The following is a 23196-nucleotide window of genomic DNA, read 5'->3' as shown; positions in this document are numbered from 1 at the left end:
CATGGGGCGCGGCCGGGCCAAGGCCAAGCAGACAAAGGTCGCCCGCCAGCTGAAGTACAACAGCGGCGGGACGGACCTCGCACGTCTGGCCGAGGAGCTGGGTGCATCGCCTTCGAACACATCACCGAATGTCAACGGTGACCCGGTCGAGGACGATGAGCAGGACGACGACCTGTACGCACGGTACGCCGACCTCTATGAGGACGACGACGAGGACGAGGACGGCCAGTCCTCTCCCCAACGTCGTGGCGCTTGACCTTGCACTGATTCATCAGCCCGGTCGGTGACTCCGGTCACCGACCGGGTTCTGTGCTGCCCGCACGGCCCGGGCTCCCCGCGCGGTCCGGTGGACCGGGTCCACCGGACCGCGCGGGGAGTCACCGTGCTCGACCTGCTGCTCGGCGTGCTCGTCCTGCATCAGCTCGCGTAGTCACCCACCAGTGCCGCTCCAGTGGTGTGCTCGCCACGGTCGGTGATCTCGCCGGCCACCCAGGCGTCCACACCGCGGTCGGCCAGCGTGGTCAGTGCCGCGTCCGTGGACTCCTCCGGCACGATCGCGATCATGCCGACGCCCATGTTGAGGGTGCGCTCCAGTTCCAGGCGCTCGACCGAACCGGTCCGGCCGACGAGGTCGAAGACCGGGGCCGGGGTCCAGGTGGAGCGGTCCACGACCGCGTGCAGCCCGTCGGGGACGACGCGGGCCAGGTTGGCCGCGAGGCCGCCGCCGGTGACGTGGCTGAAGGCGTGCACCTCGGTGGTGCGGATCAGGGCCAGGCAGTCCAGCGAGTAGATCCGGGTGGGCTCCAGGAGCTCCTCCCCGAGGGTGCGGCCCAGCTCGTCGATCCGGCTCTCCAGGGCGAGCCCGGCCTGGTTCAGCAGGACGTGCCGGACCAGCGAGTACCCGTTCGCGTGGAGACCGGAGGCGGCCATGGCGACGACCCGGTCACCCTTGCGGATGCGGTCCGGGCCGAGCTGCCGGTCGGCCTCCACGACGCCCGTACCGGCGCCGGCGACGTCGAAGTCGTCCTCGCCCAGCAGGCCGGGGTGTTCGGCCGTCTCCCCGCCGACCAGGGCGCAGCCGGCCAGGACACAGCCTTCGGCGATGCCCTTGACGATGGCGGCGACCCGCTCGGGGTGGACCTTGCCGACACAGATGTAGTCGGTCATGAACAGCGGCTCGGCGCCGCACACCACGATGTCGTCCATCACCATGGCGACCAGGTCGTGCCCGATGGTGTCGTAGACGCCCATGCGGCGGGCGATGTCGACCTTGGTGCCGACGCCGTCCGTGGCGGAGGCGAGCAGGGGGCGCTCGTACCTCTTCAGGGCGGAGGCGTCGAAGAGGCCGGCGAAACCGCCGAGGCCGCCGACGACCTCGGGGCGCCGCGCCTTCTTCACCCACTCCTTCATCAGCTCGACCGCTCGGTCACCCGCGTCGATGTCGACGCCCGCGGTCCTGTACGACGCCGCCGCGTGGCCGGCGCCAGTGTTCTCAGACATGACTGGGAGAGCCTTCGTCTCGTTACGGCAGGGCAGGGGCTTACGGGCGGCGGATCGCGTCGAGCGCGGCCGGCTCGGCCGTACCGGCGGCCAGCTCCGACTCCAGGAGCCGCTTGCCGAGGAGCTCCGGATCGGGCAGCTCCATCGGGTACTCGCCGTCGAAGCAGGCGCGGCACAGCTTCGGCTTGGCGATGGTCGTCGCCTCGATCATGCCGTCGATGGAGATGTACGCCAGGGAGTCGGCGCCGAGCGAGGTGCCGATCTCCTCGACGGACATGCCGTTGGCGATCAGCTCGGCGCGGGTCGCGAAGTCGATGCCGAAGAAGCACGGCCACTTCACGGGCGGCGAGGAGATCCGGATGTGGATCTCGGCGGCACCCGCCTCGCGGAGCATCCGGACCAGGGCGCGCTGGGTGTTGCCACGCACGATCGAGTCGTCGACGACGACCAGGCGCTTGCCCTTGATGACGTCCTTGAGCGGGTTCAGCTTCAGACGGATGCCGAGCTGGCGGATGGTCTGCGAGGGCTGGATGAACGTGCGGCCGACGTACGCGTTCTTGACCAGGCCGGCGCCGAAGGGGATGCCGGAGGCCTCCGCGTAGCCGATGGCGGCCGGGGTGCCGGACTCCGGGGTCGCTATCACCAGGTCGGCCTCGGCGGGCGCCTCCTCGGCGAGGCGGCGGCCCATCTCGACGCGCGAGAGGTAGACGTTCCGGCCGGCGATGTCGGTGTCCGGGCGGGCCAGGTACACGTACTCGAAGACACAGCCCTTGGGCTTCGCTTCCGCGAATCGAGAAGAGCGCAGTCCGTTCTCGTCGATGGCGACGAACTCGCCGGGCTCGATCTCGCGGACGAAGCTGGCACCGCAGATGTCGAGGGCGGCGGACTCGGAGGCGACGACCCAGCCGCGCTCGAGCCGGCCGAGGACCAGCGGGCGGATGCCCTGCGGGTCGCGGGCGGCGTACAGCGTGTTCTCGTCCATGAAGACGAGGCTGAAGGCACCCTTGACCTGCGGAAGGACCACGTGCGCGGCCTGCTCCACGGTCACCGGTTCGCCGTCGGCGGCACGCTGGCCGGCCAGCAGGGCGGTTATCAGGTCGGTGTCGTTGGTGGCCGCCACCTTCGGGGCGCGGCCGTTCTCCTTGGGCAGTTCGGCCACCAGCTCGGCGAGCTCGGCCGTGTTGACCAGGTTGCCGTTGTGGCCGAGCGCGATCGAGCCGTGCGCGGTGGCACGGAACGTCGGCTGGGCGTTCTCCCACACGGAGGCACCGGTGGTCGAGTAGCGGGCGTGGCCGACCGCGATATGACCCTGGAGCGAACCGAGCGAGGTCTCGTCGAAGACCTGGGAAACCAGGCCCATGTCCTTGAAGACGAGGATCTGGGAGCCGTTGCTGACCGCGATACCCGCGGACTCCTGGCCCCGATGCTGGAGGGCGTACAGCCCGAAATACGTGAGCTTGGCGACCTCTTCGCCCGGAGCCCAGACACCGAAGACGCCGCAGGCGTCCTGGGGGCCCTTCTCTCCGGGGAGCAGGTCGTGGTTGAGTCGTCCGTCACCACGTGGCACGCCACCGAGTGTAGGCGAGGTCGAGTGCTGGTCCGAATTGGGGACGGGGTCTCGGCCATGGCTCACTCGGCGGCGAACGCGTGGACAGTCCTTCCGTTTGCGCTGGTCAGCGTCATGCTCCGGTGATCGACCCGATAGTCGAGCGTGGTGTCGAAAAGCTTCAGCAGCGCCTTCTCGGCCTTCATGAGTGAGTCTTCGCACACCATTCGGGTCGTGCTGGGCGTGCCGACGGTGATATGGCCGTCGCGGACGGTGGCGTCGGCGTTCACCTTGTTGCAGCCGAGGCTTCCGGAGACGGTGCCCTCCTGCTCGTCGAAGGTGAGGTGGGCACGGCCCGCGGAGTCGGGGGAGACGATCTTCCACTTCGTGCCGTACAGCGGGGTGTCCTCGCCGCCCTCGCTGAAGCGGACGGTGGCGCCCTCCTCGGAGGTGAGGGTGAGGCGGCCGTCCCTCACCTCGACCCGGGGACTCCCGCCGGTGAACGCGTTCAGGAGTGCGTGATCGAATTCCCTGGCCGGTCCGTCGCAGGCGACGGCGGTGCTCTCGAGGCCGTCGAGCCGGACACGGTCGCCCTCGAGGACGGTGTCGCCCCGGAAGCTGTTGCAGCCGTGACTGCCCTCGACCCCGCCGCCCTCGATCAGGATCATGTACGCGTCGGAGGTGGCGCGGTGGGTGGTGCCGTCCACGGTGACGCTGTCGACGTTCCAGCGGATGCCGGTGAGGGGCTGCTCCGCCGTGCCGGCCGTGGCACTGCCCGCACTCGCCCGCCCGGCGCCCGCTCCCGCCTGCTCACTGCCGCAGGCCGCCATGAAGGGGACGGAGAGGACGGCAGCGGCCACCGCGAGGACGGTGCGCCGTTCGCACCGGTTGCTCCTCTGTGTGTACATGCCGCTTCGACGGAGGCGGGGCGCTTCCGGTTCCCCTCACGTCGACCGCCGTCGCCTCATGTCATCAGCGGCAGGTACGGTCCGAGGTCCGCCCGCTCCCCGCTCGCGCTCACCTCGGCGGCGGCCACCGCGTCCTGCCAGGCCGTGCGCCCGGTGGCCAGCCGGATCCAGGTCAGCGGGTCGGTCTCGACGACGTTGGGCGGGGTGCCTCGGGTGTGCCGCGGCCCCGCCACGCACTGCACGACCGCGTACGGCGGGACGCGCACCTCCGTCGAGCCGCCGGGCGCCTTCGCCGCCAGCGTGTCGGCCAGCAGCCGGGTGCAGGCGGCGAGGGCCTGGCGGTCGTGGGGGACGTCGAGGCCGGGCACGGCGGCGCCCAGGTCGTCGGCGTGGACGACGAGCTCGACGGTGCGGGTGACCAGGTAGTCGGTGAGGTTCATGGCCCCGGAGCGCAGGGCGAGCACACGGGTGGGCGGGGCGGCGTCGAGGTCCCGGGCCAGGTCCTCCGCGGTGCGGGTGAGCAGGGCGTCCAGGTCGGGGGTCGCCTCGGCGAGCGCCCGGGAGCCCTCGGCCACGGCACCGGCGTGGGCGGCGGTCGCGGCGGGGTAGTCCAGCAGCGCCAGCCCGGGCTTCGCCGGTTCGTCCCGCTCCAGGGCCCGGCTGACGCTCCCGACGGCCAGGGCGAGGTGCGCGAGCAGGTCCCGTACGGTCCAGTCGCCGAGGCGGGTGGGCAGGGCGAGGTGCCGCGCGTCCAGGGTGCGCACCGCCTGCCGTACGTTCCCGAACTGGGCCAGGACGGCGGTGCGGGTCTTGGCGGGGTCGTAGGAGCGGGTGCGCTTCTTGGCCGGGGGCATGGGGGCAGCCTAGGAGGTGCGCTGCGAGGCCGGCGCGGGCACCTCGAACGCCTCGCCGCCCCGGGGGACGCCGATGCCGCGCCAGGTGAACGGGACACCCCGCGCGGTGTCCGGGTCGGGGCCGTCCATCAGCTGGAAGTGCAGGTGCGGCTCCGAGGAGTTGCCCGAGTTGCCGCAGCGGGCGAGCACCTGTCCGGCCCGCACCCGGTCGCCCTCGCGGACGGTGAACGAGCCGCGCCGCACGTGCGCGTAAGCGGCGTACGTTCCGTCGCCGAGGTCGAGCACCAGGTGGTTGCCGACGATCCGGTGGACCCCGCTCATCTCCCGCACCGGGCCCTCGACGAGCATCAGGTACAGCAGTCCGGGCAGCGAGGCGCGGCTGAGGTGGTCGCGCTGCCCGTCGGACACGCGGACGACCGTGGCGTCGGCGACCGCGCGCAGGGGAGCGCCGAACGCGGGGAAGGCGTCGGGGCGGCGGGCGAGCGGCCACAGTGCGGAGAACGCGGGACGGGCGCCCGGCTCGGGTTCGGCGACGATGTCGATGGCGTACGTCTGGCCGTAGGCGTGGGTGCCGTGGCTCGGGGTGCGGTCGGCGGGGCTGTTCAGCGCGGACCAGCGGCCGGTCACGGGCGGGTCGACCTCGACCGGTTCCCGCGCGAGGCGCGGATGGTCCGGGGCGCCGCCGCCCCACCGGTTGACCACGGTGATCAGGAGGTAGGCCAGGACCAGCGGCAGCAGGTTCCACAAGGCCGGGTAGTCCCAGCCGAGGCAGATGTGGGCGGTCACCAGGGCGATGAAGCCCAGTTGCAGCCCCCGGAAGGTGATCATGGCGAGCTTGCGTGCGGTCATGGTTCCCCCTGCTCGTCGTGGGTGCGGGCACCGGCCCGGTCAGGGCCGCGCCGCGGACAGCAGCACCAGCAGCGGTACGACCCGGCCCGCCGGTACCTCGTGGCGGCCCCGGCCGGTGGTGCGGAGCCAGCCGGCGCCGGTGAGCTGGCGCAGGTGGTGGTAGATCTGGCCGGTCGTGCCGACCCCGTCCAGCTCGGCGAGTTCGGCGGCGGTGCGGCGGCCGCCGAGGATCTCGCGGAGCAGCCGCAGCCGCACCGGGTGACCGAGGGCGGCGAGCGACTCGGCGGTCGCGGGCCAGTCGTCGTTCAGCAGTCCCTCGGTGAGCGCGCCGTGCTGCCACTCGTACTGCTCGCCGGTCGGCAGCCGGACCGCGCCGGTGAACAGCACCCCTCCGTCGGCCGCCGCCAGCTCGGCCAGCCGGCTCTTCAGGCCGTCCAGGGCCCAGAAGTCGCCCTCGCCCAGGCGGGGTGCGCTGCGGCGCTCCGCCTCCAGTTCCGTCAACCGGCGTTCGAGGTCGACGACGCGCTCTTCGAGTTCCACGACTTCGACATTACGTAACTACGTAATTCCGTGCAAGCCTCGGGCGGCCTCCGCGAACGACGAAGCCCCCGACCGGTGGACCGGGCGGGGGCTTCGTACGGGAAACCTGAACGGCGCAGGCCGAAGATCAGGCCAGCAGGGCCGGGATCGTCTCCTCGTGGACCGTGCGCAGTTCCTCGAGGGTGAGCGCGAACTCGCCCTGGAGGTCCACCGTGTCCCCGTCGACGACCCCGATGCGGGTCGCCGGGAGGCCGCGTACGCCGCACATGTCGGTGAAGCGCACCTCCTCCGAACGCGGTACGGCGACGATCGCGCGGCCGGCCGACTCGGAGAACAGGAAGGTGAACGCGTCGAGCCCGTCCGGTACGACCAGACGCGCGCCCTTGCCGCCGAGTAGCGCCGACTCGACCACGGCCTGGATCAGACCGCCGTCGGACAGGTCGTGCGCGGAGTCGATCATGCCGTCGCGGGAGGCGGAGATCAGGATCTCGCCGAGGAGGCGCTCGCGCTCCAGGTCGACCTCGGGCGGCAGGCCGCCGAGGTGGTCGTGGACGACCTGGGACCAGGCCGAGCCGCCGAACTCCTCACGGGTGTCGCCGAGGAGGTAGATCAACTGGCCCTCCTCCTGGAAGGCGACCGGCGTGCGCCGCGCCACGTCGTCGATGACGCCGAGGACCGCGACCACCGGGGTCGGGTGGATGGCGGCCTCGCCGGTCTGGTTGTAGAGCGAGACGTTGCCGCCGGTGACCGGGGTGCCGAGCTGCAGGCAGCCGTCGGCCAGACCGCGCACGGCCTCCGCGAACTGCCACATGACCGCGGGGTCCTCCGGCGAGCCGAAGTTCAGGCAGTCGGAGACGGCGAGCGGCTTGGCACCGGTCGTCGCCACGTTGCGGTAGGCCTCCGCCAGGGCCAGCTGCGCCCCCGTGTACGGGTCGAGCTTGGCGTACCGGCCGTTGCCGTCGGTGGCGATGGCGACGCCGAGGCCGGTCTGCTCGTCGACGCGGATCATGCCGGAGTCCTCGGGCTGGGCGAGGACCGTGTTGCCCTGCACGAAGTGGTCGTACTGCCGGGTGATCCACTCCTTGGAGGCCTGGTTGGGCGAGCCCACCAGCTTCAGGACCTGGTCCTTCAGCTCGTCGGACGTCTGCGGCCGGGGCAGCTTGTTCGCGTCGTCGGCCTGGAGCGCGTCCTGCCAGTCGGGGCGGGCGTAGGGGCGCTCGTAGACCGGGCCGTCGTGGGCGACGGTGCGCGGGTCGACGTCGACGATCTTGCCGCCGTGCCAGAAGATCTCCAGGCGGTCGCCGTCGGTCACCTCACCGATGACGGTGGCGATGACGTCCCACTTCTCGCAGATCTCGAGGAAGCGGTCGACCTTCTCCGGCTCGACGACCGCGCACATGCGCTCCTGCGACTCGCTCATGAGGATCTCCTCGGGCGAGAGCGTGGAGTCGCGCAGCGGTACGTCGTCGAGGACGACGCGCATGCCGCCGGAGCCGTTGGAGGCCAGCTCGGACGTGGCGCAGGACAGGCCGGCCGCGCCGAGGTCCTGGATGCCGACGACCAGCTTCTCCTTGAAGGCCTCCAGGGTGCACTCGATGAGGAGCTTCTCCTGGAAGGGGTCGCCGACCTGGACCGCCGGGCGCTTCGACGGCTTGGCGTCGTCGAAGGTCTCGGAGGCGAGGATGGAGGCGCCGCCGATGCCGTCGCCGCCGGTCCTGGCGCCGTACAGGATGACCTTGTTGCCGGGCCCGGAGGCCTTGGCGAGGTGGATGTCCTCGTGCCGCATGACGCCGATGGCACCGGCGTTGACCAGCGGGTTGCCCTGGTAGCAGGCGTCGAAGACGACCTCGCCGCCGATGTTGGGCAGGCCGAGGCAGTTGCCGTAGCCGCCGATGCCGGCGACGACGCCGGGCAGGACGCGCTTGGTGTCGGGGTGGTCGGCGGCGCCGAAGCGCAGCGGGTCCACGACGGCGACCGGGCGGGCGCCCATCGCGATGATGTCGCGGACGATGCCGCCCACGCCGGTGGCCGCGCCCTGGTAGGGCTCGACGTACGACGGGTGGTTGTGCGACTCGACCTTGAAGGTGACCGCGTAGCCCTGGCCGACGTCGACGACCCCGGCGTTCTCACCGATGCCGACGAGCATCGCGTCGGACTCGGGGGCCTTCTCGCCGAACTGGCGGAGGTGGACCTTGGAGGACTTGTACGAGCAGTGCTCGGACCACATCACCGAGTACATGGCGAGCTCGGCGCCGGTCGGGCGGCGGCCGAGGATCTCCACCACCCGCTCGTACTCGTCCTTCTTGAGGCCGAGTTCGGCCCAGGGCAGCTCGACGTCGGGGGTCTCGGCCGCGTGCTCGACCGTGTCCAGAGGCGTCCGGCTCATGCGTTGACCAGCTTCTTGAGGATCGAGGTGAAGAACGGGAGGCCGTCGGTGCGGCCGGTGCCGATCAGTGACTCGACGGCGTGCTCGGGGTGCGGCATCAGACCGACGACGTTGCCCGCCGCGTTGGTGATGCCGGCGATGTCGTTGAGCGAGCCGTTGGGGTTGAAGTCGAGGTACCGGAAGGCGACGCGGCCCTCGGCCTCCAGCTCGTCCAGCGTGTACTGGTCGGCGACGTAGCGGCCGTCCATGTTCTTCAGCGGGATGTGGATCTCCTGGCCGGCCGTGTAGTCGGTGGTCCAGGAGGTCTCCGCGTTCTCCACCCGCAGCTTCTGGTCACGGCAGATGAAGTGCAGGTGGTCGTTGCCCAGCATGCCGCCGGGGAGCAGGTGCGCCTCGGTGAGGATCTGGAAGCCGTTGCAGATGCCGAGGACCGGCAGTCCCGCCTTCGCCTGCTCGATGACGGTGTCCATCACCGGCGAGAAACGGGCGATGGCCCCGGCGCGCAGGTAGTCGCCGTAGGAGAATCCGCCGCACAGCACGACCGCGTCGACCTGCTTGAGGTCCTTGTCCTTGTGCCAGAGCGCCACGGGCTCGGCGCCCGCGAGCCGGATCGCGCGCTGCGAGTCCCGGTCGTCGAGGCTGCCGGGGAAAGTGACGACGCCAATACGAGCGGTCACTTCACGGCCTCCGAGACTTCCTCGACCCTGACGGTGAAGTCCTCGATCACGGTGTTGGCGAGGAAGGATTCCGCAAGATCATGAATGCGGGCGAGCGCGGCCTCGTCGACCGGCCCGTCAACTTCCAGTTCGAATCGCTTTCCCTGACGGACGTCCGAGATCCCCTCGAAACCCAGCCGCGGCAGTGCGCGCTGCACCGCCTGGCCCTGGGGGTCGAGGATCTCCGGCTTGAGCATGACGTCGACTACGACGCGTGCCACTGGCACTCCCGGTGTGTGGTGCTGAGCAGGTCCCTTCAGACTACCCGCACAAAATTTCTACGCGAGTAGAGTTGGAGGAATCTACGTGACCCCGATCACGATTCGGCGCCGCGGGGAGGAGCCAGGGAAAAGATCCGGGAAAGATCCGCGATCCGTCACGTATCGCTATTGCGCCCCGGACACGCGGGCAGATTTAGTCGAGCTTCACAATGCATTGCCGAGCACTGTACAAATGAATTGTCATTAGCAGATGGTTTGCCCGTTTACAGGCGGACGCCGACATCTCCGCGACACCCGGGGCGTCATCACCGACGTCGGCACAGAGGCGTCGCACGAAGGGACCGATTATTCGTGGCGCAGAAGGTCGTGGTCACTCTCTTTGACGACATCGACGGCTCGGAAGCGGCGGAAACGATCGCCTTCGGACTCGACGGCAAGTCGTACGAGATCGATCTGAACGAAGCCAACGCCGACGGCCTGCGGAAGGCGCTCGCGCCCTATGTGCAGGCCGGCCGCAAGCGCTCCCGCTCGGGCCGGGCGTACCGGCAGACGGAGGTCGCCCCCGATCCGGCGGCCGTGCGCGCCTGGGCGCTGTCGAACCGGATGGACGTCCCCGCGCGCGGGCGGATCCCCAAGCGGATCTACGAGGCGTTCGCCGCGGCGCGGTGAGGCGGGCGCGGCGGGTGTGACGGGGCGGATGCGACGGGGCGCGCGGTGCGGCGGGGTGCGCCCCGGCCGTCCGGCCCCCGGTCCCCGAGCTCCGGCCGTCCGGCCCCCGGGGCAGCCGACTTGCACAACACCCCCGTTGATCAGCTAGAGTCTGGAGCACGCCGCGAGGCCAGGCCGAAAAGCCCAGCTCACGGAGTACATGCGGGTGTAGTTCAGTAGTAGAACATCCCCCTTCCAGGGGGAAGGCGCAGTGTGCAATTCCTGTCACCCGCTCTGCGTAGTCGTACCGATCAATGCATTCGATCAGGTAGGCTGGTGCTCGCACCGACCGGTGAAAGCCGGTCGGGGGCAATGCGGACGTAGCTCAGCTGGTAGAGCGCAACCTTGCCAAGGTTGAGGTCGCGAGTTCGAACCTCGTCGTCCGCTCGGGAATCAGACCCCGGTCCATCGGACCGGGGTCTTTTCGGGTTGCCGTGCTCCTCTCGGTGCCCGTGCGGGACGGCCGGCGCCGTTCTGACATTTGTCACGCCCAGTGGTGACAGCCCGCACGGCCGCCCGTCCGATCGATCCTGAATGATCAAGGCATGCGAGGAAACGAACATGAACACGTGATCGAGGTCACTGACCTGCGCCGTGTGTACGGGGGCGGGTTCGAGGCCGTACGCGGGATCGGCTTCTCCGTGCGGCGCGGGGAGGTCTTCGCGCTGCTGGGCACCAACGGCGCGGGCAAGACCTCCACCGTCGAACTGCTGGAGGGTCTCGCGGCGCCGACCGGCGGACGGGTCAGGATCTTCGGTCACGATCCGTACACCGACCGCGCCGTGGTACGGCCTCGCACCGGTGTGATGCTCCAGGAGGGCGGCTTCCCCTCCGACCTGACCGTCATGGAGACCGCGCGGATGTGGGCCGGCTCCGTCAGCGGGGCCCGTCCCCCGCAGGAGGTGCTGGCGCTGGTCGGACTGGCCGGGAAGGACGACGTACGGGTCAAGCAGTTGTCCGGGGGTGAGCGGCGCCGCCTCGACCTGGCCCTCGCGCTGCTCGGCGACCCCGAGGTGCTGTTCCTCGACGAGCCGACGACCGGCCTGGACGCCGAAGGGCGCCGCGACACCTGGCGCCTGGTGCGGGCCCTGCGCGACAACGGCACGACCGTGCTGCTGACCACCCACTACCTCGAGGAGGCCGAGGCGCTGGCCGACCGCCTCGCGATCATGCACAAGGGGCGCATCGCCACCACCGGCACCCCCGCCGAGGTGACCGCCGCGCAGCCGTCGCGGATCACCTTCGAACTGCCCCACGGCTACTTCCCCGGTGACCTGCCGCCGCTCGACGACCTGGGCGTGACCGGGCACGAACTGGACGGACGGATCATCCGGCTGCACACCCGTGAGCTGCAACGGGCGGCCACGGGCCTGCTGGTGTGGGCGGAGCGCGCCGGTGTGGAACTGAAGGGACTGGATGTGCGCTCGGCGTCGCTGGAGGAGGCGTTCCTGGGCATAGCCCGGGAAGCCTCCGCGCGCGAGACCCTCGAGCAGGGGGAGAGCACCACCACGGAAAAGGAGTACGCGGCATGAGCGGGACGGTCAGCACGACCAAGGAGTCGACCGGGGACACGACCAAGGGGTCGACCGGGGGGACGGCCGAGGCCGCGAGCGGCGGGAACACCGCGGTCAGCACCCCCGTGAGCCGCATGCGGGCCCTCGCCCGAGCCGAGTTGACGCTGTTCGGACGCAGCAAGGGCACGCTCTTCGCCGCGCTCTTCGTGCCGCTGGTGCTTCCGCTCAGCCTGTACTCGGCGGCCGACGGGATGGACCTCGACGAGGTGGGTCTCAGTATCGGCGCGGTGATCCTGCCCGGCGCGATCGGCTTCTCCCTGCTGTTCGCCGTCTACACGGCGCTCGTCGGCGTCTTCGTCACCCGGCGCGAGGAACTGGTGCTGAAGCGGCTGCGCACCGGGGAGCTGCGGGACGCCGAGATCCTGTGCGGGGTCTCGCTCCCGGCCGTCGTCACCGGGCTGGTGCAGTCGCTGCTGCTGGCCGTGGGCTGCGCACTGCTCCTGGACGTGGCCGCGCCGCAGGCCGTCCATCTGTCCGTGCTGGGGCTGCTGCTGGGCCTGGGACTGTGCGCGACGCTCGCCGCCGTCACCGCCGGCTTCACCCGGACCACCGAGAGCGCGCAGGTCACCGCGATGCCGGTGCTCCTGGTGTCGATGCTCGGCTCCGGGATGATGGTCCCGCTGGAGGTGCTGCCCGACCGGCTGGCCTCCTTCTGCGAACTGCTGCCCCTCACCCCCGTCATGACCCTGCTGCGCGGTGGCTTCACCGGCAACCTGTCGGGCTCCGAGACACTGCTCGCCGTGGCGACCGGCGCGGCCTGGGCGCTGCTGTCCGGGTTCGCCGTCCGCCGGTGGTTCCGCTGGGAACCGAGACGCTGACGTGCCGACGGCGGGAGGCGGGGACATGAGCAGGCCGGGCGGCTGGTGGGGGAGCAAGAGCACCCCGGCCAAGGTGGAGACGTACACCCGGTGGTCGTTCCACTCCTTCGCCCTGGTCGAGTTCGTGGCGGCCGGCGGACCGGTGATCGGACGGTTCGGGCACCTCGGGCCGAGGCTCGCCGCTCCACTGCTGCTCATGATCGCCGTGCACTGCGCGCTGTGCACCGTGACCGCCTCGCGGGCACTGGACTGGGTGCGCGGGCAGCGGGAGCAGCCGCTCCGGCTGCTGTGGGCGCTCGGTGCCGTCTCCGCGGTCGTCACGGTGGCGGCCGTGGCGACCGCCGAGCACGGGCCGGCGAGCCGCGACGTCGTCGAAGCGGTCGCCGGGATCCTGATGTTCGTCCCGTGCTTCGGCGTCGGGATCGTCGCGCTCGGGGTGCGCAGCCGGCCGCGGGTGTTCGGCTGGGTGGCGGGCTTCGCGGTGGGCACGGGACTGGTGTCACTGCCCTTCGGCATGCCCGCCCCGGCCGCGCTGCTCTTCGCGGTGGGGATGCTGCTCGGCGGCGGGTTCATCGCCTTCACCTCGGTCTTCTCCGTCTGGCTGCTCAAAGCCGTGTACGAACTCGATGAGGCCCGGGAGACCCGTACCCGGCTCGCCGTCGCGGAGGAGCGGCTGCGGTTCGGGCGGGATCTGCACGACGTCATGGGCCGCAACCTCGCCGTGATCGCGCTGAAGAGCGAACTGGCCGTCCAACTGGCCCAGCGGGAGCGGCCGGAGGCGGTGACGCAGATGGTCGAGGTGCAGCGGCTGGCGCACGAGGCGCAGCGGGAGGTGCGCGAGGTCGTCCGCGGCTACCGGGAGGCCGACCTGGGCAGCGAACTCGCGGGCGCCAGGGGCGTCCTGGACGCGGCCGGCATCGACTGCACGGTCACCGGTTCGACGACCGGGCTCCCGGCACAGGTGCAGTCCGCGCTGGGCTGGGTCGTACGGGAAGCGGTGACCAACGTGCTGCGGCACGGGGACGCACGGCGGTGCGTGGTGGGGATACGGGTACTGAAGGGGCAGACGGTGCGGACGGTGCTGACGGTGGAGAACGACGGTGTGCCGGAGAACGGCGGCTCGGGCCGGGGGACCGGGCTGGTCGGGCTGCGTGAGCGGCTGGCCGAGATCGGCGGGACCCTGCGGGCCGGCCCGACCGGGGACGGGCGGTTCCTGCTGACGGCCGAGGTCCCGTTGCCGTCGGCCGCCGGTTCCGGAGCGTCCCCCTCGGGGGAGTCCACCGCGTCGCCCGCGCCCCGCACGAACGTGAGCGAGGTCATGCCGTGACGACACCCCGGCCCGCGCACCCCGTCCGGCTGCTGCTCGCCGACGACGAGCATCTGATCCGGGGCGCGCTCGCCGCACTGCTGTCCCTGGAGGACGACCTCCTGGTCGTCGCCGAGGCGGCCTCCGGTCCGGAGGCGCTGGCGATGGCACGGGCGCACGCCCCCGACGTCGCCGTACTGGATCTGCAGATGCCCGGCGCCGACGGCGTGAACGTCGCCACATCGCTGCGGGCGGAACTCCCCGGCTGCCGGGTGCTGATCGTGACCAGCCACGGGCGGCCCGGACACCTGAAGCGGGCGCTCGCGGCGGGTGTGCGCGGCTTCGTCCCCAAGACCGTCAGCGCACAGCGCCTCGCGGAGATCATCCGCGCGGTGCACGCGGGAAACCGTTACGTGGATCCCGAGTTGGCCGCCGACGCGATCGCCGCGGGCGACTCGCCGCTGACCGCGCGCGAGGCCGAGGTGCTGGAACTCGCGGCCGACGGGGCGCCCGTGGCGGAGATCGCGGAGCGGGCCGCGCTGTCCCAGGGAACCGTGCGCAACTACCTGTCGTCGGCCGCGTCGAAACTCGGTGCGGAAAACCGTCATGCCGCGGTACGCCTCGCCCGCGAGCGAGGTTGGGTATAGTTGGCCTCGCGCCACGGCGCAACGCGGACGTAGCTCAGCTGGTAGAGCGCAACCTTGCCAAGGTTGAGGTCGCGAGTTCGAACCTCGTCGTCCGCTCCACACCGAGGCCCCGGTCATCGACCGGGGCCTTCGCCGTTCCCTCAGCTCCAGCTCATGCCGGTCAGACGCTCGTACGCCTCCACGTACTTCGCCCGGGTCGCGTCGACGACGCGCTGCGGCAGCGCCGGCGGGGGCTGCTCGCTCGCGCGGTCCCAGCCCGACTCGGCGGAGGTCAGCCAGTCCCGCACGTACTGCTTGTCGTACGACGGCTGCGCGTGGCCCGGCTCCCACTGATCGACCGGCCAGAAGCGGGAGGAGTCCGGGGTGAGCACCTCGTCCGCGACGACCAGGGTGTCGCCGTCGAAGCCGAACTCGAACTTGGTGTCCGCGAGGATGATCCCCCGGTCGCGGGCGATGTCCCGGGCGCGGGTGTACGCGGCGAGGGTGGCCTGCCGCAGCTGCGCCGCGACATCGGCGCCGATCTGGCGGGCGACCTCCTCGTAGGAGACGTTCTCGTCGTGCTCGCCGACGGCGGCCTTGGTGGCCGGGGTGAAGATCGGGGCCGGCAGTTCCGATCCGTCCACCAGGCCCTCGGGCAGGGCGAGGCCGCAGACCGTACGGGACTCCCGGTACTCGGCGAGCCCCGAACCGGTGAGGTAGCCACGGGCCACGCACTCCACGGGGGCCATCCGCAGCGACTTGCAGACGAGCGTGCGGCCCGCCCAGTCGGCGGGGGCGCCCGCGGGGAGTTCGGTGCTCAGGACGTGGTGCGGGACCAGGTCGGCGAGCTGGTCGAACCACCAGAGGGAGAGCTGGGTGAGGACCCTGCCCTTGTCCGGGATCTCGGTCGGCAGCACCCAGTCGTAGGCGGAGATGCGGTCACTGGCGACCATGACGAGGTCGCCGGCCTCGTTCCGGTACAGCTCGCGCACCTTTCCGGTGTGCAGATGCACCAGGCCCGGAACCTGGATCGGCTCGGGCTTCTCGACGAATCCGGACACGGTTCCTCCGCGTGGCTCGGAACAGCAGGACACCCCGCGGGGCTCGCTCCGCTCGCGCAGGGTGGCGGTGGGAGACGGCGGGACAGTGACGCCAATTGTCCCGTACGAACAGCCGCCCCCGCCGCTCGGGGGCAGCCGCGGGGGGCCACGGAGCCGGAGCCGGTCAGGTCAGGCGTGTTTGCAGATGCGGTCGAGGAGGTTGGCCGTGGCGCGCTGGATGCGGGGGTCGCTCCGGCCGGGACCGTCCAGGGCCGGGGACCAGGCGTGCGTCCCCGACGCGAAGACCCACGCACCGGAGGGCGCCCGGTAGAGGGAGGTCTCCTGGTGCCGTCTGCCGTCCGCCCGGTCGGTGTACGGGGAGTGCGCGAGCAGGACCCGCTCCTCGTGCTCGGGCAGCGGGGTGCGCGGGAAGTAACGGTCGGCCCCGACCGCGACCAGCCCCTCGATCCCGTCGCCCTCGGACGCCCCCGTGCCCTCCCACAGCCAGTGGTCGGCGTTGCGCACGATCAGCGGGTGCGGTGCGGGGACCTGACCGGCGTACTGGATGCCGAGCAGCTGCTGCTCCGCACGGTCCGTCTCCCGCCACAGTGACAATCTGCCCGGAGTCCTGCGTTCCGGCGCTCGGCGTTCCGGGGCCCGGCGTCTGCGGCGGGTCAGCAGACGGTCGGGTGCGCCGGACGGGGAGGGGGCGAGCTCCACCTGCCCGTACATCGTGCGGGCGGAGAGGAAGACGAGGGAGGTGCCGTACTCGCGGGCGTGTTCCACGGTGCCGCGCATGGCCTGGGACCAGTACACGTCGGGGCCGGGGAAGACCATCCCCCGGTAGCGGGTGGGATCGACCCGGCCGGCGTGCAGGTCGCCGGCGTCGGCGTAGGCGAGGTCGTAGCCGTAGCGTTCGGCCCAGCGGATGACGTCGTAGGTGTGACCGGCGTACGGCGGCAGGCCGGTGCCCGCGTAAGGGCGGTCGAAGGAGACGGTGGTCGCCGCCGCGTCGGCCTCGTCGAGCGGCTGCCCGTCCTCGTCCCACGGGTAGCGGTTGTGGGCCTGCCAGGTGATGTCGGGCAGCACCAGGAGCAGGTCCGCCGGGCGGTCGTCGCGCACCGTGAAGGGGATGTGGGAGCGGTGGCGGCCGTCGGCGGTGGTCAGGACGGCCACATAGGCGCCGACGCTCCAGTCCGACGGGACCCGCAGCCTCCAGGACAGCCACCAGTGGTGGCAGGAGACCGTACGGTCGGCGGTGAGCGGCGGCGGTTGCGCGATGCCGGTCAGGCGGGGACCGGACGCGATCCGGGCGGTGCGCCGCCCGTCGTAGTGGCCGACCCGGTGGACGTCGACGCCGAACTCCTGGGGCGGGTCGACGGAGACGTGGAAGTCGATCGTCCCTCCGGGTGCCACCCCGCCGGTGGAACCGAACCCCTCGATCCGGCGGCGGCCCTGCTCCGGCCCCATGGTCGCTCCCCTCCCCGGCCCCGTCGGCCCCGTCGTCGGCGGTCGGCAATGCGCTTGTCGTGTGTCGCAAGCCCTGGTCACGGAGCACGAACAGGCCAAGCACATCACATGGGGAACGCATTCCGTCACCCTTCGTCGCGAACCGGTCAAAAGCGGAAGACGAAACTCCGGGTGATGGGGCGGGAGTTGCGGGGAGACCGGCTCAGACGAGCCGTACGGGCTTCTCCGGGCGTATGCCCTGCCGGGTCAGCCACAGGCGCAGGGCCACGGGATCGCCGTTCTCGATCAGCGTCATGACCTGGGCGGGGAGGTCCGTGACACGGACGCCGCCGATGAGGAGGGCCGGGCCGTCGAGCCAGTCGAGCCCGGGTGCCGCGCCCGCGGTGTCCATGGCCGCGCAGCAGACCATCGCCATGATGTGGTCGGCGAGCAGTTCGCGGCCGGTGCGCGGGGGCTGGAGGGGGAGCAGGGGCAGCGCCCTGTCGTCCCAGAGGGAAGCGGGGTCGACCGGTGCGGGGGGAGCGGTCGGGGCGCTCTCGGCCGAGGCCGGTCCGGATGTGGACGCGGGTATGGACGCGGGTATGGACGCGGGTATGGACGCGGGTATGGACGCGGCCCGCTCGGTGGCCGCGGCGCCCTCGCGGGCCACTTCGGCGCTGATCCGGGCGGCCAGGGCGGCACTGCGCGGGGTGGTTCCGGCGAGGTCCTCGTCGTCGGGGTCGTCAGGGCGGCCGGCGTCGGCGTCGGCGTTTCCCGGTCCCGTGTGCACGGGCGGTTCCGCGCGCGGGGCCGGCATCGGGTCCGTCAGGTGGTCGAGGACGCGGGAGAGGGTCGGGCCGTCGGAGCCCAGGCCCTCCCCACCGTCGGCGGGGCGTACGCCGAGGGCGTCCAGAACGCGGTGGAGCCGGGCCGCGTCCGTGCGCCATTTGCGGTCGACGACCTCCTCCGGGTAGTCACCCCAGCGGACCGGCGACCACTCGGGCCCGCTCCCGGCGGGACCGCCGTGGAAGAGGCGGGCGGCGAGGAGGGAGGTGGCCTCGTCCACCGCACCGGGCTCTTCGAGCAGGTCGCAGGCGGGACGCTCACCGAGGCGGGAGGCGAACCCCTCGGCCAGCCGGTCCCGGCGGGACAGCTCGGTGAGCGCGGCCACCACCCCGGCGTTGAGCCGTGAGGGCCAGCGGCCCATCCGCCAGGCGGGCAGCGCCACCCGGGTGAGCAGCCGGTCCCAGCCCGCGTACGCCAGTCCCACCTGTTCCTGGGCGACGATCCTCAGCCCGTAATCCACGGCCTGGGCGCGGTCGGCCGCCGCCGCGGCGACCCCGCGCTCCATCTCGGCGGTGTGCACCCGGCAGCCGCGCAACAACGACCGCACGACCCAGCCGACGCCCGTGAACACCGCCCGGAACACCGGCCCGCGCCGAGGCTCCGAGGTCACGGCCACCGCCGCGTCGAGACCCCGGACGAAACGCCGGGCGGCGGCTATGTCCGGGTGCGCCGAGGGCCCCGTGCCGGCGACGACCGGGGCGAGGACCGCGCGCAACTCGCCGACACGCATCCACCACAGGAACGGGGAGCCGATCACCAGCACGGGCGCGGCGACGGTCGTCCGACGGTGCGGAGGCCGGCCCGAGCCCACTGTGTCGCCGTGTTCCTCGACGGGAGGGGGGCCGTGCGCCGGGTGGGTGCGGTCCTCCAGCCAGCTGTCGCAGTCCGGGGTGAGCGCTATCGCGGACGGAACGGGAACGTCGAGCCGGTCGGCGAGGTCGCGCACCATCCGGTACAGGTCCGGGGCCGCCCCCTCGGCGATCGGGACCGTCGGGCTCATGGCGGGCCGGGCACGGGCGACGACCAGGGCGACTCCGGCGGCGGCGAGCAGGACCAGTACCGCGAGCGGCGTGAGCGTCCAGCGGACGACGTCCCAGCCGGTGCCGACGAAATGGCCGGTGGAACCGCCGACGAGCAGGATCACGGCGACGGCCGCGGGCAGCAGGGCGACGGCCAGTGCCCTGCTGCGCAGGCGGAGCACCGCGAGCGCCCGTGAACGCGCCGACTGCGCACCCGCGTCCCTGCCCATGCCGCCTCCGCTCATGCTCATGCCCCTGCCTCACCCCCTCCCGACGGTCCTGGCGCTCTCCTGGCGTCGCCCACTCCCCACTGTGGCACCCGTCACTGACATCGCAATGCCGGTGAGCCAAGTGCCGGAGCATGCCGGAACGCTTGCGCGGCACCCTAGTTGGGGCCCCGGCCCTCGTCAGCCGGATGGCATATCGGTCACTCGATGGAATGGCTCAGGGCAAAGGTGAGTGACGGACGGCAAAGTTCGGGCCCCGGATCCTGAGGCGGATCGGGGCCCGTGGGTTCATCGGTGTCCGTGAGGGCTCACGCGCCCTTGGCCGCCTCCGCCGCGATGTCCGTGCGGTGCTGGGAACCGTCGAGGCGGATACGGGAGACCGCGTGGTAGGCACGGTCGCGGGCCTCGGTGAGGTCCGCGCCGGTCGCCGTGACGGACAGCACCCGGCCGCCCGCGCTGACAATCTCGTCGCCCACCTGCTTCGTCCCCGCGTGCAGCACGTACGCGTGCGGGGCGTCCTGGGCGGCGACCTCGTCCAGGCCGGTGATCGGGTCGCCGGTGCGCGGGGAACCGGGGTAGTTGTGCGAGGCGACGACGACCGTGACGGCGGCGTCGTCGCTCCAGCGCAGCGGCTCCAGGTCGGCGAGGTTGCCGGTGGCGGCGGCCATCAGCAGCCCGGCCAGCGGGGTCTTCAGACGGGCCAGCACGACCTGCGTCTCGGGGTCGCCGAACCGGGCGTTGAACTCGATCACGCGCACACCGCGCGAGGTGATCGCGAGACCGGCGTAGAGCAGGCCGGAGAAGGGGGTGCCGCGCCGCCGCAACTCGTCGACGGTGGGCTGCAGGACCGACCGCGTGACCTCGTCGACCAGCTTCGGGTCGGCCCACGGCAGCGGGGAGTACGCCCCCATGCCGCCGGTGTTGGGACCCGCGTCGCCGTCCAGCGCGCGCTTGAAGTCCTGGGCGGGCTGGAGGGGCAGCACGGTCTCGCCGTCGGTCACGGCGAAGAGGGAGACCTCGGGGCCGTCCAGGTACTCCTCGATGACCACCTGCTTGCAGGCCTCGGCGTGCGCCCTGGCGACCTCGATGTCGTCGGTGACGACCACGCCCTTGCCGGCGGCGAGCCCGTCGTCCTTGACGACGTGGGGAGCGCCGAAGGCGTCGAGGGCGGCGGCGGCCTCGGCGGGGGTGGTGCAGACGTACGACCGTGCCGTGGGCACGCCCGCACCCGCCATGACGTCCTTCGCGAAGGCCTTGGAGCCCTCGAGCCGCGCGGCCTCCCTGGAGGGGCCGAAGGCGGCGATGCCCGCTTCGCGCACGGCGTCCGCGACACCGGCGACGAGGGGGGCCTCCGGGCCGACCACCACGAGGTCCACGCCGAGCCGTGCGGCCAGCGCGGACACGGCCGCGCCGTCCAGGGCGTCGACCTGGTGCAGCTCGGCCACCTCGGCGATACCGGCGTTGCCGGGGGCGCAGTGGAGCGCGGTGACGTCGGGATCGAGGGACAGAGAACGGCACAGGGCGTGTTCGCGGGCACCGCTGCCGATGACGAGGACCTTCACGGGGTCAGCCTAACGGGACAGACGGCGTTCGCCTTGTGCGGGCTTCCGAAGGACCGGGGCGGACGGGTTCGTGTGTTCCTCCAGTCCGCCCGGCCGCTGCACTCGTTCAGGTCCGCTCGTTCAGGTCCGCTCGTTCAGGTCCGCTCGTTCAGGTCCGCTCGTTCGGGCCTGCTCGTTCGGGTCTACTCGTTCGTGAGCTCCTCGATCACGGTCGCACCCAGCTCCCGGACGATCAGCTCCTTGCCGGAGAGGGCGGACTCGTCCAGGTCGGGGTCGTCCTCCTCGGGGACGTCGTCCTCGGGGGAGACGGGGGGCGGTGGTTCCGGAGCGGAGGGCCGAGGCGCCGGTGCCGGGGCGGGCACGGGGGGCGCCTGCTGCGTGGAGGCATACCCCGACGGGCCGGACGGACCGGACTGACCAGACGTGCCCGACGGCTGGGCGGCCCCGGAGCGCTGACCGGCGCCGGCACCCCCGTAACCACCGCCACCGCCGCCCGGGCCACCACCGTCGCCACCGGCGCCGTAACCCGCGGCGCCCCCGCCGCTCCGGCCGCCGCCGGGGGCCGGAGCCCCCGCACCGCCCCCGGACGGGTCGACGACGGCCTCGATCTTCCACTGCACGTTGAACTGCTCGCCCAGGGCCTGCCGCAGCACGTCCTCGCTGCCGCTGCTCAGGAAGTTGTCCCGCGCTCCGGAGTTCACGAAGCCGATCTGGAGGGTCGTACCGTCGAAACCGGTCACCTGGGCGTTCTGGCTGAGCAGGATCCAGGTGAATCGACGGCGGTTCTTGACCACTTCGAGGATGTTCGGCCAGAGCATGCGGGGATCGAGCCCGCCGCCACCGCCCCCGGAGGGCCCGGGGCCCGCCGGGGGTGCCTGGGGCGCCTGGGGCGCAGAGGCAGGAGCGGGAGCGGGTGCGCCTGAAGCGGCGGCCTGGGGCCGTCCGCCGCCCGCCGCCGCGGCGTCGGGCCAGCCACCGGGCCGGCGACCGCCTCCGGCGGAGGCCGGGGTGGGCCAGGCCCCCGGGGCGGGCACACCGGGGGCGGACTCGCTCGGCCCCGCAGCGGGCGGAGCCACCGAAGCCGCAGCCGGAGGCTGAACGGGAGCCTGGGCCGGAGGCGCGGCGACCGGAGGCACCGAAGGCACCGGAGCCGGAGGCTGCACCGGCGAAGGCTGGAACGAGGGCGTGGGCGGGACCTGCCCCCGCGCCGCGGCCCGGGCCGCGGCCGGACCGCCCCCCGGCGGAACCGGGGCGCCCTCGGCTCCCCCATGGAGACCGCCCCCCGGCACGTACCCCATGGCGGGCATGCCGTCGGCGGGACCGCCCGCCGAGAAGTTCACGCCCCGCTCGATCCGGTCCAGGCGGGCCATGACCGACCGCTCGTCGCCGTACGCGGCGGGCAGCAGCACACGGGCGCAGATCAGCTCGAGCTGGAGCCGGGGCGAGGTGGCGCCCCGCATCTCGGTGAGCCCCTCGTTGACGAGGTCGGCGGCCCGGCTGAGCTCGGCGGCACCGAAGACACCGGCCTGGGCCTGCATCCGCTCGACGACATCGGCGGGGACGTCGATGAGCCCCTTCTCGGCGGCATCCGGGACCGCGGCGAGGATCACCAGGTCGCGCAGGCGCTCGAGCAGGTCGGCGACGAACCGCCGGGGGTCGTTGCCGCCCTCGATCACGCGGTCGACCACCTCGAAGGCCGCCGCGCCGTCCCCCGTGGCGAACGCCTCGACCACGGAATCGAGCAGCGAGCCGTCGGTGTACCCGAGCAGGGAGGTGGCCATGACGTACGTCACACCGTCGGGCCCGGCGCCGGCGAGCAACTGGTCCATGACGGACATGGAGTCACGCACGGATCCGGCACCGGCCCGCACGACGAGCGGCAGCACGCCGTCCTCGACGGGGCTGCTCTCCTTGTCGCACACCTCGCCGAGGTAGTCCCGGAGGACCCCGGGCGGCACCAGCCGGAACGGATAGTGGTGCGTGCGCGACCGGATCGTCCCGATGACCTTCTCGGGTTCGGTGGTCGCGAAGATGAACTTCAGGTGCTCCGGAGGCTCCTCGACGACCTTGAGCAGGGCGTTGAAGCCCTGCGGGGAGACCATGTGGGCCTCGTCGATGATGTAGATCTTGTACCGGCTGTGGGCGGGCCCGAAGAACGCCTTCTCGCGCAGGTCACGGGCGTCGTCCACACCACCGTGGGACGCGGCGTCGATCTCGATGACGTCGATCGAGCCCGGCCCGTTGCGCGCGAGGTCCTGACAGGACCGGCACTCGCCGCACGGCGTCGGCGTGGGGCCCTTCTCGCAGTTCAGGCACCGGGCCAGGATGCGCGCACTGGTCGTCTTGCCGCAGCCTCGCGGACCGCTGAACAGGTACGCGTGATTGACCCGGTTGTTCCGCAGCGCCTGCTGCAGCGGGTCGGTGACATGTTCCTGCCCAATGACCTCGGCGAACGACTCCGGGCGATAGCGGCGGTACAGCGCGAGAGACGACACACCTAC

General features: G+C 72.1%; 21 protein-coding genes and 3 tRNA genes. 10 read left to right on the top strand and 14 right to left on the bottom strand.

What is annotated here, in order from left to right; translation table 11 throughout:
- Position 1: 1 nt before the first annotated feature.
- Together JL475_RS04165 and JL475_RS04160 are read left to right on the top strand one after the other, a co-directional pair.
- Positions 2 to 256 carry a DUF3073 domain-containing protein gene (locus tag JL475_RS04165; RefSeq protein ID WP_202275321.1) on the top strand — a complete coding sequence of 85 codons (255 nt, stop codon included), beginning with the start codon at positions 2 to 4 and terminating at the stop codon, positions 254 to 256.
- A gap of 27 nt (positions 257 to 283) precedes the next feature.
- Entirely contained in the window at positions 284 to 430 is a 147-nt protein-coding gene (locus JL475_RS04160) for a hypothetical protein (protein ID WP_202275319.1), read from the top strand.
- Here JL475_RS04160 and purM read toward each other — a convergent pair.
- The 9 genes from purM to purS all read right to left on the bottom strand — a co-directional run bounded on the left by purM (position 418) and on the right by purS (position 9520).
- Positions 418 to 1500, bottom strand: coding sequence for a phosphoribosylformylglycinamidine cyclo-ligase (purM, locus tag JL475_RS04155; protein ID WP_202275317.1), 1083 nt, complete (start codon positions 1498 to 1500; stop codon positions 418 to 420). The genes JL475_RS04160 and purM overlap by 13 nt on opposite strands.
- 40 nt (positions 1501 to 1540) lie before the next feature.
- Positions 1541 to 3067: an amidophosphoribosyltransferase gene (purF, locus tag JL475_RS04150; RefSeq protein ID WP_202275315.1), complete on the bottom strand. Its 1527-nt coding sequence runs from the start codon at positions 3065 to 3067 to the stop codon at positions 1541 to 1543.
- Positions 3068 to 3129: 62 nt separating this feature from the next.
- Positions 3130 to 3906 carry an META domain-containing protein gene (locus JL475_RS04145; protein ID WP_307824966.1) on the bottom strand — a complete coding sequence of 259 codons (777 nt, stop codon included), beginning with the start codon at positions 3904 to 3906 and terminating at the stop codon, positions 3130 to 3132.
- A 104-nt stretch (positions 3907 to 4010) separates the two neighbouring features.
- A complete protein-coding gene (locus JL475_RS04140; protein WP_202275311.1) occupies positions 4011 to 4808 on the bottom strand; it encodes a maleylpyruvate isomerase family mycothiol-dependent enzyme in 798 nt (265 codons plus the stop codon).
- Positions 4809 to 4817: 9 nt separating this feature from the next.
- Positions 4818 to 5657 carry a M23 family metallopeptidase gene (locus tag JL475_RS04135; protein ID WP_202275309.1) on the bottom strand — a complete coding sequence of 280 codons (840 nt, stop codon included), beginning with the start codon at positions 5655 to 5657 and terminating at the stop codon, positions 4818 to 4820.
- A gap of 39 nt (positions 5658 to 5696) precedes the next feature.
- Positions 5697 to 6197: a helix-turn-helix transcriptional regulator gene (locus tag JL475_RS04130; protein WP_202275307.1), complete on the bottom strand. Its 501-nt coding sequence runs from the start codon at positions 6195 to 6197 to the stop codon at positions 5697 to 5699.
- A 127-nt stretch (positions 6198 to 6324) separates the two neighbouring features.
- Positions 6325 to 8583 (bottom strand): phosphoribosylformylglycinamidine synthase subunit PurL, encoded by a 2259-nt coding sequence (gene purL, locus JL475_RS04125; RefSeq protein WP_202275305.1) that lies wholly within the window; start codon positions 8581 to 8583, stop codon positions 6325 to 6327.
- Positions 8580 to 9260, bottom strand: a complete 681-nt coding sequence (gene purQ / locus JL475_RS04120; RefSeq protein WP_202275303.1) for a phosphoribosylformylglycinamidine synthase subunit PurQ — start codon at positions 9258 to 9260, stop codon at positions 8580 to 8582. The genes purL and purQ overlap by 4 nt, the downstream gene beginning before the upstream one ends.
- Positions 9257 to 9520 (bottom strand): phosphoribosylformylglycinamidine synthase subunit PurS, encoded by a 264-nt coding sequence (purS, locus tag JL475_RS04115; RefSeq protein WP_202275301.1) that lies wholly within the window; start codon positions 9518 to 9520, stop codon positions 9257 to 9259. Before purS ends, purQ begins: the two co-directional genes overlap by 4 nt.
- Before the next feature lie 351 nt (positions 9521 to 9871).
- On the opposite strand from purS, the gene JL475_RS04110 reads away from it, so the two are divergent.
- From JL475_RS04110 to JL475_RS04075, 8 genes are all read left to right on the top strand, one after another.
- The gene (locus JL475_RS04110; RefSeq protein ID WP_202275298.1) at positions 9872 to 10189 is read left to right on the top strand and encodes an Lsr2 family protein; all 318 of its coding nucleotides are present in this window, start codon (positions 9872 to 9874) and stop codon (positions 10187 to 10189) included.
- A gap of 201 nt (positions 10190 to 10390) precedes the next feature.
- Positions 10391 to 10462: transfer RNA gene (locus tag JL475_RS04105), tRNA-Gly, on the top strand.
- An 80-nt stretch (positions 10463 to 10542) separates the two neighbouring features.
- Positions 10543 to 10615: transfer RNA gene (locus tag JL475_RS04100), tRNA-Gly, on the top strand.
- A gap of 158 nt (positions 10616 to 10773) precedes the next feature.
- Positions 10774 to 11760 carry an ABC transporter ATP-binding protein gene (locus tag JL475_RS04095; RefSeq protein WP_202275297.1) on the top strand — a complete coding sequence of 329 codons (987 nt, stop codon included), beginning with the start codon at positions 10774 to 10776 and terminating at the stop codon, positions 11758 to 11760.
- 116 nt (positions 11761 to 11876) lie between these two features.
- On the top strand, positions 11877 to 12620 hold the full coding sequence (locus JL475_RS04090; protein WP_237406199.1) for an ABC transporter permease: 744 nt from the start codon (positions 11877 to 11879) through the stop codon (positions 12618 to 12620).
- Positions 12621 to 12645: 25 nt separating this feature from the next.
- A complete protein-coding gene (locus tag JL475_RS04085) occupies positions 12646 to 13947 on the top strand; it encodes a sensor histidine kinase (protein WP_202275293.1) in 1302 nt (433 codons plus the stop codon).
- Positions 13944 to 14573 (top strand): response regulator transcription factor, encoded by a 630-nt coding sequence (locus tag JL475_RS04080; protein ID WP_202275291.1) that lies wholly within the window; start codon positions 13944 to 13946, stop codon positions 14571 to 14573. The genes JL475_RS04085 and JL475_RS04080 overlap by 4 nt, the downstream gene beginning before the upstream one ends.
- 23 nt (positions 14574 to 14596) lie before the next feature.
- Positions 14597 to 14672: transfer RNA gene (locus tag JL475_RS04075), tRNA-Gly, on the top strand.
- Between the two features lie 41 nt (positions 14673 to 14713).
- Here the strand turns inward: JL475_RS04075 and JL475_RS04070 are convergent.
- The 5 genes from JL475_RS04070 to JL475_RS04050 all read right to left on the bottom strand — a co-directional run bounded on the left by JL475_RS04070 (position 14714) and on the right by JL475_RS04050 (position 23190).
- Complete coding sequence (locus JL475_RS04070) at positions 14714 to 15613, bottom strand: phosphoribosylaminoimidazolesuccinocarboxamide synthase (RefSeq protein WP_202275290.1); 900 nt, start codon at positions 15611 to 15613, stop codon at positions 14714 to 14716.
- Between the two features lie 168 nt (positions 15614 to 15781).
- Positions 15782 to 17062 (bottom strand): N,N-dimethylformamidase beta subunit family domain-containing protein, encoded by a 1281-nt coding sequence (locus tag JL475_RS04065; protein WP_237406071.1) that lies wholly within the window; start codon positions 17060 to 17062, stop codon positions 15782 to 15784.
- A 202-nt stretch (positions 17063 to 17264) separates the two neighbouring features.
- Positions 17265 to 19151, bottom strand: a complete 1887-nt coding sequence (locus tag JL475_RS04060) for a hypothetical protein (protein WP_202275404.1) — start codon at positions 19149 to 19151, stop codon at positions 17265 to 17267.
- Between the two features lie 290 nt (positions 19152 to 19441).
- The gene (purD, locus tag JL475_RS04055) at positions 19442 to 20695 is read right to left on the bottom strand and encodes a phosphoribosylamine--glycine ligase (protein WP_202275288.1); all 1254 of its coding nucleotides are present in this window, start codon (positions 20693 to 20695) and stop codon (positions 19442 to 19444) included.
- Positions 20696 to 20877: 182 nt separating this feature from the next.
- Positions 20878 to 23190, bottom strand: a complete 2313-nt coding sequence (locus JL475_RS04050; RefSeq protein WP_202275286.1) for a DNA polymerase III subunit gamma and tau — start codon at positions 23188 to 23190, stop codon at positions 20878 to 20880.
- Between the last annotated feature and the right edge of the window lie 6 nt (positions 23191 to 23196).

The organism is Streptomyces sp. M2CJ-2 (assembly GCF_016757295.1).
Lineage (GTDB): Bacteria > Actinomycetota > Actinomycetes > Streptomycetales > Streptomycetaceae > Streptomyces.
The sequence above is the reverse complement of the archived record's forward strand: the minus strand, read 5'-3'. Positions and strand labels throughout refer to the sequence as shown.